The organism is Candidatus Woesearchaeota archaeon (assembly GCA_021734105.1).
GTDB lineage: Archaea > Nanobdellota > Nanobdellia > Woesearchaeales > SKGA01 > SKGA01.
In genome coordinates this window covers 14,483-32,604 of record JAIPJP010000004.1, presented here as the reverse complement: position 1 = coordinate 32,604, position 18,122 = coordinate 14,483, and the positions used below count along the sequence as shown (strand labels likewise).

General features: G+C 35.3%; 22 protein-coding genes. 12 read left to right on the top strand and 10 right to left on the bottom strand.

All coding sequences use genetic code 11. The features are described from left to right. Position 1: 1 nt before the first annotated feature. Positions 2 to 265: an ASCH domain-containing protein gene (locus K9M74_01125; protein MCF7798484.1), complete on the top strand. Its 264-nt coding sequence runs from the start codon at positions 2 to 4 to the stop codon at positions 263 to 265. On the opposite strand, the gene K9M74_01120 is transcribed toward K9M74_01125, so the two are convergent. Further along, the gene (locus K9M74_01120) at positions 266 to 1,003 is read right to left on the bottom strand and encodes a hypothetical protein (GenBank protein ID MCF7798483.1); all 738 of its coding nucleotides are present in this window, start codon (positions 1,001 to 1,003) and stop codon (positions 266 to 268) included. Between the two features lie 127 nt (positions 1,004 to 1,130). Between K9M74_01120 and K9M74_01115 the strand changes: the two genes are divergently transcribed. Together K9M74_01115 and K9M74_01110 are read left to right on the top strand one after the other, a co-directional pair. Continuing rightward, entirely contained in the window at positions 1,131 to 1,283 is a 153-nt protein-coding gene (locus tag K9M74_01115; protein ID MCF7798482.1) for a hypothetical protein, read from the top strand. A gap of 14 nt (positions 1,284 to 1,297) precedes the next feature. After that, positions 1,298 to 1,498 (top strand): hypothetical protein, encoded by a 201-nt coding sequence (locus K9M74_01110; protein MCF7798481.1) that lies wholly within the window; start codon positions 1,298 to 1,300, stop codon positions 1,496 to 1,498. Here K9M74_01110 and K9M74_01105 read toward each other — a convergent pair. The 7 genes from K9M74_01105 to K9M74_01075 all read right to left on the bottom strand — a co-directional run bounded on the left by K9M74_01105 (position 1,469) and on the right by K9M74_01075 (position 7,154). Then, positions 1,469 to 2,617, bottom strand: coding sequence for a hypothetical protein (locus K9M74_01105; protein MCF7798480.1), 1,149 nt, complete (start codon positions 2,615 to 2,617; stop codon positions 1,469 to 1,471). The two genes, K9M74_01110 and K9M74_01105, sit on opposite strands and share 30 nt — an antisense overlap. After that, the gene (locus tag K9M74_01100) at positions 2,610 to 2,882 is read right to left on the bottom strand and encodes a hypothetical protein (GenBank protein ID MCF7798479.1); all 273 of its coding nucleotides are present in this window, start codon (positions 2,880 to 2,882) and stop codon (positions 2,610 to 2,612) included. The genes K9M74_01105 and K9M74_01100 overlap by 8 nt, the downstream gene beginning before the upstream one ends. Positions 2,883 to 3,234: 352 nt before the next feature. Next, on the bottom strand, positions 3,235 to 4,077 hold the full coding sequence (locus K9M74_01095) for a hypothetical protein (protein ID MCF7798478.1): 843 nt from the start codon (positions 4,075 to 4,077) through the stop codon (positions 3,235 to 3,237). 40 nt (positions 4,078 to 4,117) lie between these two features. Then, the gene (locus K9M74_01090; protein ID MCF7798477.1) at positions 4,118 to 4,930 is read right to left on the bottom strand and encodes a hypothetical protein; all 813 of its coding nucleotides are present in this window, start codon (positions 4,928 to 4,930) and stop codon (positions 4,118 to 4,120) included. Further along, complete coding sequence (locus K9M74_01085; protein MCF7798476.1) at positions 4,908 to 5,267, bottom strand: hypothetical protein; 360 nt, start codon at positions 5,265 to 5,267, stop codon at positions 4,908 to 4,910. The genes K9M74_01090 and K9M74_01085 overlap by 23 nt, the downstream gene beginning before the upstream one ends. After that, on the bottom strand, positions 5,239 to 6,777 hold the full coding sequence (locus K9M74_01080) for a hypothetical protein (protein ID MCF7798475.1): 1,539 nt from the start codon (positions 6,775 to 6,777) through the stop codon (positions 5,239 to 5,241). The genes K9M74_01085 and K9M74_01080 overlap by 29 nt, the downstream gene beginning before the upstream one ends. Positions 6,778 to 6,914: 137 nt before the next feature. Further along, entirely contained in the window at positions 6,915 to 7,154 is a 240-nt protein-coding gene (locus K9M74_01075) for a hypothetical protein (GenBank protein ID MCF7798474.1), read from the bottom strand. 299 nt (positions 7,155 to 7,453) lie between these two features. On the opposite strand from K9M74_01075, the gene K9M74_01070 reads away from it, so the two are divergent. Then, a complete protein-coding gene (locus K9M74_01070; protein ID MCF7798473.1) occupies positions 7,454 to 7,867 on the top strand; it encodes a secondary thiamine-phosphate synthase enzyme YjbQ in 414 nt (137 codons plus the stop codon). Here the strand turns inward: K9M74_01070 and K9M74_01065 are convergent. Continuing rightward, positions 7,848 to 8,417 (bottom strand): 5'-3'-deoxyribonucleotidase, encoded by a 570-nt coding sequence (locus K9M74_01065; GenBank protein MCF7798472.1) that lies wholly within the window; start codon positions 8,415 to 8,417, stop codon positions 7,848 to 7,850. The two genes, K9M74_01070 and K9M74_01065, sit on opposite strands and share 20 nt — an antisense overlap. Before the next feature lie 55 nt (positions 8,418 to 8,472). Between K9M74_01065 and K9M74_01060 the strand changes: the two genes are divergently transcribed. The 5 genes from K9M74_01060 to K9M74_01040 all read left to right on the top strand — a co-directional run bounded on the left by K9M74_01060 (position 8,473) and on the right by K9M74_01040 (position 14,447). Next, a complete protein-coding gene (locus K9M74_01060) occupies positions 8,473 to 8,613 on the top strand; it encodes a helix-turn-helix domain-containing protein (GenBank protein ID MCF7798471.1) in 141 nt (46 codons plus the stop codon). Further along, entirely contained in the window at positions 8,588 to 9,229 is a 642-nt protein-coding gene (locus K9M74_01055) for a hypothetical protein (GenBank protein ID MCF7798470.1), read from the top strand. Before K9M74_01060 ends, K9M74_01055 begins: the two co-directional genes overlap by 26 nt. A gap of 43 nt (positions 9,230 to 9,272) precedes the next feature. Then, a complete protein-coding gene (locus K9M74_01050) occupies positions 9,273 to 11,066 on the top strand; it encodes an adenosylcobalamin-dependent ribonucleoside-diphosphate reductase (protein ID MCF7798469.1) in 1,794 nt (597 codons plus the stop codon). Between the two features lie 288 nt (positions 11,067 to 11,354). Continuing rightward, complete coding sequence (locus K9M74_01045; GenBank protein MCF7798468.1) at positions 11,355 to 13,556, top strand: adenosylcobalamin-dependent ribonucleoside-diphosphate reductase; 2,202 nt, start codon at positions 11,355 to 11,357, stop codon at positions 13,554 to 13,556. Positions 13,557 to 13,694: 138 nt separating this feature from the next. Continuing rightward, positions 13,695 to 14,447, top strand: coding sequence for a hypothetical protein (locus tag K9M74_01040; protein MCF7798467.1), 753 nt, complete (start codon positions 13,695 to 13,697; stop codon positions 14,445 to 14,447). 91 nt (positions 14,448 to 14,538) lie between these two features. Here K9M74_01040 and K9M74_01035 read toward each other — a convergent pair whose 3' ends face one another. Further along, a complete protein-coding gene (locus tag K9M74_01035; GenBank protein ID MCF7798466.1) occupies positions 14,539 to 15,096 on the bottom strand; it encodes a cob(I)yrinic acid a,c-diamide adenosyltransferase in 558 nt (185 codons plus the stop codon). 458 nt (positions 15,097 to 15,554) lie between these two features. Between K9M74_01035 and K9M74_01030 the strand changes: the two genes are divergently transcribed. The 3 genes from K9M74_01030 to K9M74_01020 are packed head-to-tail and all read left to right on the top strand — an operon-like array spanning position 15,555 to position 18,092. Continuing rightward, positions 15,555 to 16,676, top strand: coding sequence for an NFACT family protein (locus K9M74_01030; protein ID MCF7798465.1), 1,122 nt, complete (start codon positions 15,555 to 15,557; stop codon positions 16,674 to 16,676). A gap of 16 nt (positions 16,677 to 16,692) precedes the next feature. Beyond that, positions 16,693 to 17,655 carry an RsmB/NOP family class I SAM-dependent RNA methyltransferase gene (locus K9M74_01025; protein ID MCF7798464.1) on the top strand — a complete coding sequence of 321 codons (963 nt, stop codon included), beginning with the start codon at positions 16,693 to 16,695 and terminating at the stop codon, positions 17,653 to 17,655. After that, positions 17,652 to 18,092, top strand: coding sequence for a DUF2061 domain-containing protein (locus K9M74_01020; GenBank protein ID MCF7798463.1), 441 nt, complete (start codon positions 17,652 to 17,654; stop codon positions 18,090 to 18,092). Before K9M74_01025 ends, K9M74_01020 begins: the two co-directional genes overlap by 4 nt. Positions 18,093 to 18,122: the final 30 nt, after the last annotated feature.

Here is an 18,122-nt window from a genome sequence, read left to right as displayed (position 1 = left end):
AATGGAAAAGCGTATTCTTCATCTCACTTTGCTTAGAAAATGGTTTGAAAAAATTGCTTCTGGTGAAAAAACTAAAGAGTATAGAGAGATAAAACCTTATTGGATTAAACGTTTAGAGAATAAAACTTATGATGAGATTTGGTTCAAAAATGGTTATAATAAAGATGCACCATTTATGAGGGTTGAATGGAGGGGCTTGAAAAAAGAAAAAGGAGAATTTTCCATACATTTGGGGAAAATTTTAGAAATTAAAAACTTTAAATGATTACATTAAGACTTCTTTATCTTCATAAAGATCAGCAATATATCTTTCATTTAATCTGAATCCAGTTCCATGATTTCTTGCAATTCCTGAGGGTTTAAGGTGCATTCTAAATTCTACAACCATTTTTCCTTCATCAATTAATTCTGCAAACTTTTCTGAACTTAAATCAGATAATAAATAAGCAACATTGTAATTAAAATATTCAAATTCGTCTTCTCTTTTTTCAGAGTCTGCTAGAACAATTAAAAGATTTGTTGCTAATTTTTTCTCGAGTTTCTTTTGAATATTTTCAAATGAATAAGACCACACAATTTCTTCTTCTCCATCCTTTACATGAACAATATTGATTTTTTCTGCTTCTTCATCAACTTTTAACGTGAAACCCTGATTATTAATAGTTCCTACCTTCATAGTGATTTTTAATCCGACTCTTCCATCTTTATCTTTATAGCCATACTTTTTAAGAAGTTCTGCATCTGAATATTTTTTATATCTTGGTTCAAAAGTAAATAATGTGATATTGGAAGAACAATTTTTTCTTTGTGCTTTAAGCTCTACAACTTTCCCTCTAAATTTCAAATCACCATGAGGATTATTATTTTCAACAATGCCTAATTCTGTTTCTAGAGTTTTACCAATTCCTGTGTCTGCATTTCTTAAAGTTTTGATATATCCTTTATCATTAATTTTTTGCAGTTCTGCTTTTACATCAATTTCCACTAAATCATCTGTACTCATAGAGATGATTCATACTACAAATTATATATATGAATACCACAAGATAAATACATTTTAAATACAACTATTTTTAAAAAACTTTATATATTATAACATTGTTAAACTTAGTATAACAATGTCAGCGCAAATGGAAGTGGATACGAGTTTTGTAGCAAAAGCGATTAAATCTAGAAATAGCTATATGCTGTGGATTCCAAAAACAGAAGCTGAGTTTCTAAATATAGACAAAGGTTCTTTTGTGAAAATTGGTATAAAGAAAGTTAAACAAAAAAATAAATAAGAGGTGTTATGAATATGAGTGATGTTGATACTGCATTAGATGCTTTGGAGAGTCAAGTATTGTTGTATAGATATTCGGTTAGAAGAGAAAATCCAAAGTTGGATGAAAAAGAACTTAGAGTTCTAATGAGAAAAAAAGTTAATAGTAAATTTCAAAAAGAAAGTAAAAAAATTATGAAAGATATCTTACAATCTCACTTCGACCTTCTGAACTGAATTCATAAAAGCTGATAGATGAACTCTATCTTCAATATATTTTTCATGGATTTTTTGATCAATATAATTTCTTTCAAGTTCTCCAGTTTTATTCAATGCCTGAAAATTATATGCCATTGCAATCTCTCTAAAATTAACATTGTTTCTTAAAGAAAAATATTCTGTTAAGAATTCTGTTGCAGATTTCTCAGTCCATTGACGTTGTTCATGATCATTTAATATGGCACCAACTTCATCTACGTAAATACCTATTTTATTTATGCTCTTTTTTCTTTCATCATTAAATATATTTCCAGCTAAATAAGGTTTTACTGAACGACAAGTTATGTCTGCATTTAACATTCTAAAAGCCATCTGTGTAGGAAGTTTAAATCCTCCAAACACGTCATTGACATTAACAAACATTATTAATTTATTATCTGGAAGAATTTTAGATGCTTGCCTATAGAAAACCATATTGTGTGCTTCCATAGGTGTTGCTCCATTAATCATGATTCCTTGAAAATAAACATCTGAAGAAATAGAATTTAATAATCTTTTTTCTTCATCAAGATCCATGTGAGGATGTAATGTTAAAAAATAAGTTTGTTCCTCAGTCATGTGTTTTTTAGTTTCTTTTATTACATCGATACATTCTTCAGCCGTCCATTTTGGCGAGAGAGGTATTGAAACATGAGGGGTGTTAGTTTTTGCTAAAGCTATTGACATACTTAAAATATCTTCATTATTAAAAACATCCCAATGTTTTAGAGGCATAAGGTGATTAACAACTACCACCTTATCAGAATTACTTAGTTGTTTTTTAAGAAAATCAATTTCGTAGTCAAACACATCGACACCATAAAATTTTTTACCTGTGAGTCTACTTTCTGTTAATTGTTTTATATGAAGAAATTTTTGTCTTGGTTTAAATTCTCTATCATACATAAAAGTCCATATTTTAATTGGTGGACCTGAAAGAGTAGTTCCCGCATTAGTTTCAAGAATTTTTTCAATTCTTTCTAATGTTTGATTATATGCAGAACATCTTGTTTTAAAGGTTCCTGCGGTAGTATTAACAATTTTGTATTTCATTTCATTATTTGATGATCCTAATCCTATTTGTGTAATTTTATGCATTTGTAGTTACCTCCACTGTTGCTAATTGCTTAAGTATTATGTCTGGTCTTGAAAGATGATATGTTTTTTTTCGATTATCTTTTGGATCAGAAGTTACTTCTAACCATCCAGTTGCTTTGAGTCTTGATAAAACGACAGCGACAACTTCTCTTTTATTCTCTTCTAATATTTCTTGGCATTCTGCCATTGTGAATCCTCTGCTTTCAAAAGCACTCCATAATTGTGAAAATTTTATTTGCATCCATTTCGGAATTGGTTCTGCCATATTATAATCCCCCATTTCTTAATACATAACCAAATAGTATACGTAACTTATTTATATATTTTGTGGTTTTTTAGCTTAAAATACTCCAACAAACAACGCTTTCGGAGTTTTTTCCAAAAATTCTTCACTTTTTTTGTACAATTATTTCATGCATTTCTCTTATTCTTTTTTCTGTAATCATCTCATCGCTTAACAATAAGTCTCTGATGAATTGAGATAGAGAATGATATCCTTTGCATTCTTTTCTTAGTTGTATTAATTCGTATTGTCTTGCCGTTACTCTGAAATTGATGAATCTTGTTCTTTTCATTTATACTCCTCCAAACTTGTAGAGGAATTGACAGAATTAAAATTATTTTTTTAAGAATTGGTCCTTTTGTACTTCATCATCAGATATGTCAAATTTCTTCAAGATATTGCTAATGTCTTGATCTGAATGATTTATCGGGCTGAGTTTTAACTGAATTCTCCTTCCTAATTTTGCAGTTAATATTATCTCACTATACTTCATATGATTTCCTTTAGATTTATCTTCTCTCAATAAATTATGAATTGCTAAATTTCTTCTTTTATTAAAATCAGTAATCAAATTAACCATCTCTTTGTCAATTAAGTTAAGAATAAAACAAAGCTCTTTATAATTGTGAAGATAATTATTTTTTGTAAATAACATTTTGAATTTTATTTTTGCTCTTTTTTCATTATCTGTTTCATCTCCAAAATGTTCTACTATTTCTCTACCTTGCTCATCTTTTTTATGCTTTGATAAATCAATTCCGAATCCATCAAGACCTTCTTTTTTAAAAATATGTAATTTAATACGGTATTTCAAGTATAATTCAATCACATTATGTATTAAAGATAAGGCTTCAATAAAACATCTTTTTTCTATTGCTCTTTCAATTAAATCTTCAATTACATGCTCGTTAATCTGATCATCAAACTTAAATAAATCTTCCTCTTCAGGAATATCTTTGAACATGTCAACTTCTCTTTCTTCTTCATAACCACAATTATCACAAGTAAATTGATGTCCATGTCCTGCAAGCCAATCCATATATTGCCCTTCACTCATTCTAGATATATCATCAGATGGAACTAAATAACCATCACCTTCAGGACATTTAGGACAAGGATTTTTTAATTTAGCTTCCTCTTCCATCATTTCAACATGTAAATTACTAGCATGACCCATATGATGCTTGTAAAATTGTTTTATTAATAAATAATTGTATTTATTTATCTTCCCTCACTCTTAATATCTTAGGAAATCTTAGTTTGTAGCCACCATCGTCTTTTTCGTATTTCAAATCATAACCAACTTCCACAACTTGACCATTACCAATATCTAACTGTGAGCTTGCTGTTGCTATTTGTTTTTCTCCTTCTGCTAGTGTGTATATCCATCCTCTATTGTCTTTTCTTTCTTTTCGACTGATTACTTCAAGATCAACGGTCTTCAAAGGTTTCTTTTTTAGCCAGTTATATCTTGATCCTGGATGATATGGACTGCAGTTCTTTACTACTATTCCTTCCATTCCTTTTTCTATCATTTTCTTGTAGAACTCTTGTATGTCTACTATTGTATTTGTGCCAAAGAAAGGAACGTGAGAAAGATGATCATTCTCCTCAATCAACAATCCGAGATGTTGTTTACGAGTAAGCAATGGATCTTTATACAGGAAATGTTCCCCTATCTGTAACACATCAAAGACAAAGTAAACAAATTTCTGTCCTTTAGGTAATTTCTTCTGTAATACTGCGTTTGAACTCAATACTTTTCCATCTTGAACTACTGCCATTTCTCCATCTAAGATCATGTTATTTCCATGTATTCCTTTTATTATCTCAGAACCTATATCTCCAAATCTTTGTGTCCATTCTGCTCCACTTCTTGCAAAGAATTGTATGCTATCCTCTCGCTTCAAACACAAAATACGAACCCCATCAATTTTTGGTTCTACAAATACTCCGTCGTTGTTGTAGAGGAATATTCCTAGGTCGCCTTCTCCTACTAATTGTGGTTTAAATTTCGTCAGATCTATCATTTTTGGTAACCTCCTTAAGCTCGGAATTAAGTAGCTTTAAAACCCATTTTCCGCTACCTTGTGACGAGTGTGAACTCTTGAAATAAACAGCCAGCAAAGAACCAACATTAAACTCTCTGGCTTTCTCAATTATTCCATGCAGTCCTCTCATTTTGAATTTCTCTTCAGCCGTACTTTTTACTTCCACAAGGAAAGTCTTTGTCTTACTAAACAAAACAACATCACAGACAGAATATTTTCTTCGTCCTGATGCAGCTACTCTTTCTGTATGAAAACCTCGTTCCTTCATGAGATTACAAAAATCTCTTTCATATTGCAGATGACTCTTCAGTCTCATTTAGTCTTACCTCCACTTGTTTTTTTACAAGATCATGAGCTTTACATTTACCAACAATCACATCTTCATGGTTCTCATATCTCTCAAGAAGAATAGTCTCTTCGTGCAAGTCTTTGATTTGTTTATCCTTGTGATACTGTATTCCCATTGCATTACAATACGCAATTATCCTCTCTACTTTTTTAGCATATAACAACAAACATCCTGTCTGTCTTGCCCAATCAAAAAGTTTGATTCCCATTGGATTATTCATAATTAACACAGGCTTCAAAGAATTAAATTGAGGAATCTTTCTCATATCATATGAGAAACCTTGAGACATACAACCAATCATAGAAGTGATGTACTTTTTTCCAGCCATACCAAGATATTTTCCTTTCTTATCTCGCTTAATAGAAACAGCATAACCCATGATAGGAACATCCATGATATCATCATAGACATAAATCAGATAATCTATTGGATCATTATCAAACTTCCACACATCAACTAATCGTTTACCTTTCTCATCAGTATATTTATGGATATGATCCTTATTAAACCATGAAGGAATCTTCTTAGGAAAATCAGCATTAAGACGAACCTGTAATTTATATCTCTTGATTAAGTACATTACAAAGTAAAATATTGCTTGTTCTTCAAACGCAAATCCAAGAGTACTATTATCTAGAATACTCCTAACAACCTCTTTTTGATGTATCTTTGGTACTAATTCAGCGATGAGGTTCTCTGGTCTTGATGGATTATAGTAATATCTTCTTTGCTTATAGGAAAAGACTTTTACCCAAGAGACTGAAGCAAGTCTGTACACAAACCACGATTTGATGACTTCTTCTTCAATCTTGTACTTCTCTTTTAAGACATCTATTGGATAGATCTCATTAGACTGAATAATATCCAAGTAGGCAGTCCTTACCTGTTTTGGCATAAGATCAAGGACCTTTATCCGTATAGCTTCTTCATCCTTGCCATAGACATATCCTGGCTTTCTGCCATGGATCATCTCAGTTGCAGGAATACTAAACTCACTTCTATTGATCTTTCCAGCAGTAAACAATTCCCTGATACACTGATACGTATAATCCCAGTTAGCATAATCCTCTAAAGTAGGATAATCCTTTAATTGATAGAAGACTTCTGCTAAAGTAAGTCCTGACCTGTTATTTTGAAATATCTCAAATACTTTGGCTTTGATGCCTACAAGAAGATCTTCTGTATCAATGGACTTATTGAATGATTCTATCTTTCGTCTGATGTCTTCTTCAGAAAGACCGTACACGAAAGACCTTGAGCACATCCTGTTCTTGGACTGGACTTTGTCAGTACTCTTGACGATAAGCTCGTTTTTTAGAAGTTGTTTTAAATAACTGGATACGTGATGCTTTTGCAGAGGAGTATCCTTGAATTCTTCTGCTATCTCACTTGATATTACAGCCCGTTTTCTTACTATGAATTTGTAGATCTTATACGTAAAAGATCCAGTGTTCATCATAAGATTTTGTCCAGTCATCTTTTTTCCTACCTCATTATTAACTTGGTAGAATTAGATGGTTAAATACTTAGTTCGTGATGTTAGACATACCTTTTTCCTAAAACGAAAACTATATCAACATCAAGCGAATTATTTAAATAAGGCGTTGAATATGACTAATTATTAGTTTTTTTATTTCTTTTTGTTATAATATCTACCAGCCGCAAAATTAAACCTGCAAAGATAATGGCTATAGGAATTTGGTAAACATATGCTTCGTTATCTTTTGTTATTGCTACTACCAGTCCAATTATGCTGGCAATTGCATAGGCCCAATAAAAGTAGCGAAACGTTTTTTGTCGCATCCCGTCTTTTGTGTTTTTGATAATATGGTCTTCTTTTATTGTTTTTTTCATTGAAGTGAATAGTATTATGCTTGACCAGATAATGCCTCCTAGTGTGGCATGCACGCCTAATAAAAACAAAAGCAAGTAGCCTAGAGGTTCTACGGAAGCGTTTTCAAGACTTATTAGAATATGAATGCCTGCGTTTGTGATAAGCGAAGGAATAATTATTTTTTTTGCTAATTCATATTTTTTTCTACTACTTATGAAAAATCAATAGGTGTAGCCATTTCTTTTGTTTTTGTTATTATTTTTACATGTTTGTTTTCTTTAGCAAGAATTTATATAGTTCTTTATATTTAGTCAACAACATGAAATCATTTACAAAATATTTATATTTTAACACGGAAAAACGTTATGATTTTTTGAATATTACTGCTGATGTAGAAGATGCGGTGCGAGAATCAGGTGTGCAGGAAGGTTTAGTTTTAGTCAATCCCATGCATATTACTGCAGCTGTTTATGTGAATGATGCAGAGGATGGTCTTTTGGAGGATTTTTCTGTATGGCTTGAAAAACTTGCTCCTTATGGTCTTGATTATAAACATCATCAAACTGGTGAGGATAATGCGGATGCGCATCTAAAACGGCAACTCATGGGTCATCAAGTAACGATGGCTATAACGAATGGTAAATTAGACTTGGGAACGTGGGAGCAATTATATTATGCTGAATTTGATGGTCAGCGAAAAAAACGTGTTATCGTTAAAATCCTTGGAGAGTAAATAATCCTTTATGCCATGTCATTCTTTTATTGTTTTGTAGTTCTTCTTGTCTATTGTATGGTTGGTCGTAGAGTATTTGCTTCCATGTTGGTTGCATAATTCCGCTAACCCTTGGTTTATCATCGATAAGATAATCTCCTCGCACAAGAGTTTTGTCTTTAGTAATAATCATTCTTCTCACCCAGAACATACCGAGATGTTCTTTGACCCATTGTTTTTTTCCGTGTTCACAATAATCGTTTAAAATATTTGGACTCGTGCATATGTAGACGTCATTTCCTTGATGTAAGAGCCGTTCAATTCCTTCGACTGCTCCTGGTAATTCTTCAAGTTCTGCAAAGAATTTTTTATCTTGGCTTATTGCTTTAATATCTTCAATATATTTTTTATCGTAATGTTCTTCAATTTGGTGGCTAGTCATCGCTTCTCGCGAAACAAATGGCCGTTGGGGAAATTTTAAAAGCCATTTTTCGTTGTATTTTCCAACATAGTCTGCAAGGACGCCGTCCATGTCAACTAAATAAGTTCCTTTGGGCATGTTGTGTTTCATACTATACTGACGCGCACAGTAACTTTTTTATATGACTATTAATTTAAAATTATTAATGTCGTTTGAAGAATTAAAATTATTTGGCTTAACGGGCTATGAGATTAAGGTGTATGAAACGCTAGTAAAACAGGGCAAGTCTTCTGCTAGAGAGCTTTTCAAAATTTACAACAGTGCCTTTAACAGCTATTTATCCTAATTTAAAACTTCTTGAAGAGAAGGGCTTAATAAAGTCTTTTGGGGCTGATGTGAAGCGTTATGAAGTCATTGCTCCTCGTATTGCCTTAAAACATCTTGCAGAAAAGCAATCAGCAAATCTTTTTGTGTTGCAAGACAAACTTGCTCCAAAATTGCATCGTTTAAAAGAACAACGACTCGTTAAAGAGCCCGACCCCGTCGAGCTTTTTTCAGGAGCAAAAGCCTCCCTAGATCTTTCTTTCTCATTACTAGAACAAGCAAAATCCTCTTTTTACGTTGTTGGTTGGGGATTTAGAAAACAAAAATCTTTACATCGAGCAGTAAAACTTTTTCGTTTGCTCGGAGAAAAAAATATTAATGCGCGAATAATTTTTGGTGATGATAATCAAAGAACTCGATTTCTCGCCAGCAAATGTGTTGAGTTTGGTGTGCAGGCTCGTTTTTATCCTTTGGAAAACTTCTCTTTAGTTATGGCGGATAATGCCCAGTGTAAGGTGACGTTAAAAAGAAAAGACCTGTCTGAGCAAGTAAATATGCATATTTCTGACGCAGATCTTGTTAGTGCTTTTAGCCATTATGCGCTCATGTTATGGGAAAAATCTTCTCTTTTTGAGTAAATCTTTACAAATATTTTTATAGCAGCTTATCTTTAGATTCTTCATGGAGGAGGTTTTGCCGCCCGGCTATGAAGAAAGTATTCCTAAGTATAAAGAGTATAGACGAAAGCTTAATTTGAGTCCTAGTGCGCTTGATTTACTGAAGATACGGTATTTAAAGCGAGATGCAGATGGTAATATTGTTGAAGATCCTGTTGGTATGTTTTTTCGCGTTGCTAAAAATATTGCGCAAGCCGATAAAAAATATGGTGGGAATGTTGTTGGTGTTCAAAGTATTTTTTTTGATCATTTAGTGGAGATGGATTTTGTTCCTGCATCGCCAATTTTGATGAATGCAGGTAATACGTTACAATTTTTATGTTCTGATCATGCTCTTGATGTGCCTGATTCTGTTGAGGAAATTTTCGATGTTTTAAAACTTGGTGCAACCATTCAACAACACGGCGGTGGTGTTGGTTTTAGTTTTTCAAAAATTCGTCCGCGAAAAGATTCTGTTTCAGGAATGAAAAATGTTGCGTTTGGTCCTATGAGTGTGATGAAAATTTTTGATACCTCATTTAGTGCTATTATTCAGGGCGGTCGTCGTAGTGGTGCGAACATGGCTGTTCTTCATATTTCTCATCCCGATGTGATGTCATTTATTGAGGCGAAACATGATTTACAAGCTCTTCAAAATTTTAATCTCTCTGTTGCATTAACCGATGAGTTTATGCATGCAGTTAAAGAAGAGAAAGATTTTTCTTTAATTAATCCTCGAAATGGTGAAGTAGTACGAACTATTCCTGCTAAACTATTATTTGATGCTATTGTTGAGCAATCCTGGCAAACAGGGGATCCTGGTGTTGTTTTTATTGATGAGATGAATAGAAAATATCCGTTTAAAGAAAAAAAGGTGCTTTGTACGGGTTCTTGTGGACAGTATGAACTAGAATCCTTTGAAGGAGTTCCTTATGTTCATCTTAATTTGCCTAAAAGTCTTATTGTGGTTGGTGGAAAATATGTTTTTGATGAACAAAAACTTCGACGAATTGTTCGTAACGCGGTTCACTTTTTAGATAATTGTGTTGACATGCATAAACATCCAACACCCATCTTAGAAACAAAGTCAAAAGCGAGAAGAAAAATTGGTTTAGGCGTATTAGGTTTTGCTGACGTACTTTTTAAAATGGAAATTTCTTATGGTTCTAAGGAATCTTTAGAAGTTATTAGAACTATGATGGCAATTATTAAAGAGGAGTCTAGAAATGCGTCACACGCGCTTGCGCTTCAGCGAGGTTCATTTACTGATTTTAAAGATTCAACTCATAAAAAGCAGATGCGTAATGCAACAATCACTTCTATTGCGCCAACAGGCAGTACGAGTATTATTGCGCACACGTCGCAATCTATTGAGCCAGTATATGCGTTTTCTTTCACAACAAAGACTAGTGAAGGTGAGCAATTTACTATTCTTAATGAGGCGTTTAAAGAAGCAATTGACGCGTTACCTGTTGATAGGACTGCTAAAATTCAGTTGCAATTTGTTGATTCAGTCCAAAAGATTTCTTGGCTTGATGAAGCGTTTAAAAGGGTGTATCGGACAGCTATGGATATCGCGCCCGAAGAACACTTAATGGTTATGGCGACATTTCAGGAGTTTGTTGATAATTCTATTTCAAAAACAATTAATTTGCCCAATCAAGCAACAAGAGATGATGTTGCAGCAATTATTATGAAAGCACATACTTTACATTGCAAAGGCATAACGTTATATCGTGATGGTTGTAGAGCCGATCAAGCGTTAGCAACAAAAAAACAGACTCGTCTTTCTGCTTTTGAAGACGAAGAAGATACGTAATGTGTAGTCTAACTGTTCAAGTATCTATATTCGAATATTTCTATTTTAGTCACATTAATTATTTAAAGAAATACTATTCACAATGCTAGATGTAGTGTGTAAGGTAAAGCGAAGACACTACATATAGTGTTTAACATGGGTGTGTATATGGATTTAAAAAAAAATTCGGGAAGTAATTTACAGAGGAAAACAACAGACGTGGAGCTAGTAACTACGCTCAAAGCAGAAGGCGTACCACTTACAACAAAAGCAGCTGATATTCTTAATAATTCAACGTATCTTAAGGAGATGGGTCTTATTATTTTTATGGACCGCTACGCAATTAAAGATCTTCGAGAAAATATTACTGTTGGAGACCTCGTTGTTGCCGTTTCAAAAGATCATCCTAAATATCCAAAAAAAGACTTAGGTATTATTGTTGCAGACAAAGGTAATGAGTGGGCTATTCGTATGATTACTGGTGTTTATGTTGATGATAAAAATCCTTTGCTCGTAAGCAAACTACAATGCGATAAACCTATAGAGAGTATTTATGATGCCTATGGGCGTGTGGGTCGAGCAGTTGCAAGTGTTGAAGAGGATAAAGATTTGTATGAGAAAAAATTCACCCGAGCATTACTCAAAGGATATATTCAACCTGCTGGACGAATTATGGCTGGTGCTAATGTTGATGAAACGGGTAAATACACGTCAAACTTAACGCTCTATAATTGTTATGTTATTCCGTCTCCTGGTGATTCTCGAGAGTCTATTATCAAAGACACACTCTATCAAATGGTAGAAATTTTTAGTCGTGGCGGTGGTGTCGGTATTAATCTATCTACGCTTCGACCGCGGTACGCGTATATCAAAGGCGTGAATGGAAAGTCTAGTGGTTCTGTGTCCTGGGGAAATTTATATTCGAATGCAACAGGTCTTATTGAGCAAGGCGGCTCTCGTCGTGGCGCGCTCATGCTCATGCTTGCTGATTGGCATCCTGATGTTGAGGAATTTATTAGTTCCAAGCACCAAATTGGTTTTTTAGATAATGCAAATATTTCAGTACTCGTGTCTAACGAATTTATGCAAGCTGTGAAAGATGATGCAGATTGGCCTTTAGAATTTCCCGATATTGCAGACGCAGAAACCAAAAAGAAATATGATACGGAGTGGGATGGCGATTTACTTGGCTGGAAAGCTAAGGGGTATAAAACCGCTGTGCATAAAACTGTTCGTGCAAAAGAATTATGGCATAAACTCATTGGCTCTGCTTGGAAGAGTGCCGAGCCTGGTATCGTGTTCTCTGGTCGCTACAACGATTTAAGTAATTCTTATTATTACAACAATATTATTTGCACTAATCCGTGTGGTGAGCAAGGTCTTCCTGCGTGGGGAGTGTGTAATTTAGGTCATTTAGCGCTTAATAATTTCGTGTATAAAACTGGTGATGATGCTGTTGGTCCGGTGTATGAGTTTGATTGGGACGCATTAGAAGAGTCAACAGCAACGCTTACTCGGTTTCTTGATAACGTTATTGATTTAACACCGTATATTTTTGAAGAAAATAAAGAAAACCAACTTGCTGAGCGTCGTGTTGGTTGTGGAACACTCGGTCTTGCTGAAGTTCTTATTCGTCTTCGTTTGCGATTTGGGAGTAAAGCTGCAAGCGAGTTTGTTGACAAGCTCTACAAAAAAATCACCACCATTGCATATCTCGCTTCTAGTGAGTTGGCTAAAGAGAAGGGTTCTTTTGCTTATTTTGATAAGGAAAAATTCTTGGAAAGTGGTTTTATGAAAACAATGCCGCAGGAGGTGCGTGATGCCGTGCAAAAAAATGGTATTCGCAATGTGACGTTAACAACGCAAGCACCGACAGGAACAGTTGGTTCTATGGTGGGAACATCTACTGGTATTGAGCCGTTTTATGCGTTTAAGTATTATCAACAAAGTCGCCTTGGTTTTCACGAGGTGGAAATCGACCTTGCTAAAGAGTACAAAAAAGGTGATGATGGCAGTTTACCTGAGTTCTTTGTGAGCGCTATGGATCTTGCGCCGGAAGACCATGTAGAAATTCAAGCAACCATTCAAAAATGGACTGACTCTTCTATTTCAAAGACGGCTAACGTGCCAGGTAACTTTACGGTTGAGCAGACGATGAAGTTGTATGAATATGCGTTTGATCTTGGTTGTAAGGGCGTGACTATTTATCGTGATGGTTCTCGTGACGAGCAAATTTTAACAACTGATGCTAAGACTGAGGAGAAGAATGCTGCGCATAAAGGTTCTTCTTCGCAAGCGCCAGAAACAAAAGAAACGCAGGAGTCTGTTAAGCCGAACCCAGAAACGCAGGAGTCTGTTAAGCCGAACCCAGAAACGCAGGACACTGTTATTTATGGCTCTGAGGTTGGCGAGCGTTGCCCAATATGTAAGAAAGGCACCATGGCTAAGATTGGTGGTTGCACAGAATGTGATGCTGGTTGTGGCTTTAAAGGCGGCTGTGATATGAAATGAAATTTCATTGAGTAACCCAGGCAAGACTTGTTTTGCCGCGGCTGTGATATGAAATAAATATGTTTCTTTGATATTTTTTTTCTATTTCTTTTTTTTTAATCGTTTATTTTATAACTTGATGGTCATTTGTCTTGTTGTATGTTAGTTCCTTTTCGTTTATTACCCAACGATGATTCGTTTCCTTTAGATGCAATTGTTGCGATGCTGGACTGGAAGCATGAATTGTATAAATCTGATGAAGCGTTTATGAAACAGCATGATCATCGGCGTTGTGATGTTATTCCAGTATTTTCTTTAGATGATGCGTTGTATGTGCCTAAACGATTGGGTGTGTCAGAAAAGCCACCTTACTCTGGAATGAAGATATCTACACAAGATTTGTTTATGGATTTATCTCCTGCAAAGCTTACAACAATGCCTCGTTCTGTGGTTTCTGCTGATACGTTTTTGTATGGTCTTATTCCTTGGATTCCAGAAGCAAAAGATGTGTTTAGAGAAAAAGAGAATCTCACTCATAAAGATGTGAAAGAAATGGTGGAGTGTGGTGTGGAATTAAGCAAACAACACGTGTTTCATCTTGATTTAAATTTTGGAAATGTGGTGAAGGCTGATCGTATATATTTTGTTGATCCTTCTATTGCAACGCCGCATGTTCGTCCAGAGCATGATTATTTTAATGAGCGGATGATACAATATCATTGGGCTCCAGAAGTATTGCGTGGTGGTTTTGTTTCTGAGAAGAGTTCTGTGTTTAGTCTTGCCAAGACCATTAAGTTTTGTTATAAATCGATGGATGTTAAACTTGATAGGTTGTTAGGGGCGTGTTCTGCACAGAATCCTGCGTATCGTCCTTCGTTTACTGAGCTTGCAAGTGAAGTTGACCGACTATAATATTTAGATGGTGGTCTGTTTACACGTAGTGTGAACTTCGACAATTTTAGATTGTCGTTTTGTTAAGCTTTGCTTGACTTACAACGATTTCTTAAATCGTTGTTTGTTGTTCTTTTGCTTTTGCTTCTTCAGTACTTTTTCGCTCGATGCCGCGAATATAATATTCTTCTTTTTGACTAAGTAGCCATAAATAATCAGAGAGTCTGTTTACAAAAATACGTGTGTGCTCGTTATGATGCTCGACGTGAAGTAGTCGTCGTTCTAATCGTCTTGCAATGGTTCGTGCAAGTTCTAATTGTGCTGAACTTGGGGATTCGCCCGGGATAAACCAATTGTCAATATCGTTGTATTTTTCTAGTTCGTTAATGTCTTCTTCGATGCGGGTAATATTTTCTGTGTTAATGTTTCGTTTCAGTTTTGGAAAGTCTTCTTGTAGCGTTGCTACTTCTGCGCCGATAACAAAGAGTGCGTGTTGAAGATTTAATAATTCTTCTTTAATGCCTGGGGCGACCACATGGGCTCGCGCTACGCCAATTGCAGCGTTTAGTTCGTCTACTGTTCCTGCTACTTCTAAAATAGGGCTTGTTTTTTCTACTTGGTGCCCAAAAAGTATATTTGTTTTCCCTTTATCGCCGATTTTTGTTGTTATTGCCGTTTATACCGCCTCACATGCGTTTTTTCATTCCACAGGAAAAACACTAGGGATAGTGTTTCACACATTTCCTGTCCACTATATGTAGTGTATGGTTTTTTCTCTTTGTCATTTAAATATATTTATGTGCAAAAAAATATGGTGTTACAGAATATTGTTTTCTATTACATATATTCCACTCGTTACATAATGGGCTTCGTCCAGAATAATTTGGTATACTGCCTTGAAGATTTTTTTAGACAAACAAATTTTACGCTTTTACAGCGTAAAATAGTGTTGTGTTATGCTCAAAAAGAGCATGACAGCATGAGCAACACTTGTGTTGCGAGTTCATTTGTTGATAAATTCTTTTGAGCAGAGCGAGAATAATTCTTCGCAGTATACAAATGTATTCCTTTCCGGACAAAGCCCATATGATACAAATCTATAAAAAGAGTTGTGGCTTCTAAGACGGTATGAAAGGCGCGTTATCTTCTTTTGAACTCAGACACGTGGTGCGCGAGCTACAATTCCTCGTTGGCGCTAAAATTGAGAAGGTGTTTCAGCAGGAAAAACCAACTGATGATTTTCTCTTTAGTTTGCACGTCTCAGGTAAGGGCAAGCAATTACTCTATGTTGCTCTTCCTCGCTTGCTTTGCGTAAGTTCTTTTAAGCCCGTGTTTCCTGATGCGCCACCTGGTTTTTGCACGAGTCTGCGAAGAAAAATTACCAACGCGCGTATTACTGCTATAGAGCAGCATCATTTTGAAAAGATTATCAAGATAACACTAAGCACTAAGCACGGCTCAAGTAATTTGATTATGGAGTTTATTCCGCCGGGTAACATGCTCCTTACCACAGAAGATAATAAAATTCTCTCTGTTCTACATGCTAAAATTTGGAGTGAGGAGCGCAAGCTCTTACCGGGCAAGCAATATTCGTTTCCTCCTGAGCAGCTTGATCCAAGTTTGCTTTCCAGACCACAGTTTGCTGAGTTATTACAGGGCAGCACCAAGGAGTCTGTGGTAAAGTCGCTAGCTATTGATTGTAGTCTTGGCGGGCTGTATGCTGAAGAAGTCACGCATCAGGCTGGCGTAGAGAAATCAAAAGCTCCTCGCGCGCTTTCTGAAGCTGATGTTGAACAGTTGTATGATGCACTGCATGACCTATTTGTAGCCCCGACAACACCGTTTATTTTTAATCATGAAGCATTTCCCATTCTGCTTAAAGACGTTGCTGGCGGGGTTGCAAAGGAGCCTTCGTTTAACGAGGCTATTGCAAAAGTTGCGCTTGCCAGTCTTACTAAGCAAGAAGAAGTGGATGCAAATAAAGATGCAACACAAAAGCTTTCTAAAACAGAGACGGTTATTAAAAAGCAAGAGCAAATGCTTGTGGGTTTACAGCAAAAAGAAATCGACAACCAAAAAAAAGGCGAGCTTATCTACACGCATTATGCAGAAATTAAGGTCTTGCTGGATAAAATTACTGATCTTCGCAAACTCGCTTCGTGGGATGAAATTGAGGCGATGTGTGAGGATATTGACTTGGTTGAAAAAGTGGATAAAAACACGGGAACCATTTACATTAATGTTGACTAACTAAGGATTGATAACAATGAATATGTTACTTAAACGCTACGAGCAATTGGGTGAGTCGTTTGCTCCCGAAGACGTGTTAGTAAGGCCTGCGTTGCGAGTGAACACGCTAAAAATATCTTCTGTTGACTTGTATCATAAACTTTCTCAAAAAGGCGTGAAGCTTGAGCCTATTTCTTTTTTGCCTGATGCGTTTTTTTATGAAGCGCCGTTTTCTTTAGCATCAACGATTGAGTATCTTTCTGGGTTGTTTTATTTGCAAGAAGCAGCAAGCCAACTCCCTGCGAGGGTATTATTGAGTGATTGGTCAGAAACTGACCGTCAGAACCCTCAAAAGCAGAATGCTGTCTTGCCGACCGCTGATTCGCCGTCCCCTGCAGAATTGCCTGTGGCAATTCTTGACATGTGCGCTGCTCCTGGTTCAAAGACAACGCAACTTGCAGCTTTAACAAACGACAAAATTCCTATTATTGCACTTGATAATAATATGCCTCGAATTGATGCGCTGAAAAGTAATTTGGAGCGTTTAGAAATTTCTTCTGTGTCGGTCTTTAAAAAAGATGCGCAGTTTGCTGATGATTTGGCATTGTTGTTTGATTATGTGTTATTAGATGCTCCTTGCTCGGGTAATTTTTGTGTTGAAGAAGATTTTTTTAAAGCTCGCTCACCGCAGGATTTTAAGGAGCGAGGAAATTTACAAAAAGAATTGTTAAAATCTGCTTACCGGGCCCTTAAATCAGGAGGAACATTAGTGTATTCAACCTGTTCTCTTGAACCTGAAGAAGATGAGTTTATTGTGAATTGGTTTTTAAATCGTTATGAAGATATGATTTTACTTCCAATGAATTTAAATATTGGTGATGAAGGCTATAATTATATATTTGGTGAAGAATTATCATCTAATATGAATCTGACTAGAAGGTTTTGGCCACATAAAACAGGTATGCAAGGATTTTTTATTGCTAAACTACAGAAAAAATGAGACCTCGGCAAACAGAAACAAAAAAACGAAGCGTGTTAAAAACATTTACGTGGAGAATTATTGCTTCTTTAACAACTATTAGTTTAGTTTATGTTTTTAGTAATGATGCTGCAGTTGCAGGGATGGTTGGTCTTTTAGAATTTATTTTCAAATTATTTTTATACTATGGTCATGAGCGAGTTTGGCAAAGATTTCGTGTACGGAGTCTTCAAAAAGTCAGCATTTTTAAAAGTCTTTCCTGGCGTTTCATTGCATCAGTTCTTACAACAAGTCTTGCATTAATTTTTGGTCTTGGTCTAGAAACATCTTTAATTATAGGTTCACTCGAACTCTTCATTAAACTCTTGACTTATTACATTCATGAGCTACTATGGGTAAAAATTTCTTGGGGTTATGAAAAAGACAAACGAAAGTCCACTCTAAAATACGCAGATTAATCTTTGATTTTTAAAGAAACACTTATAAGA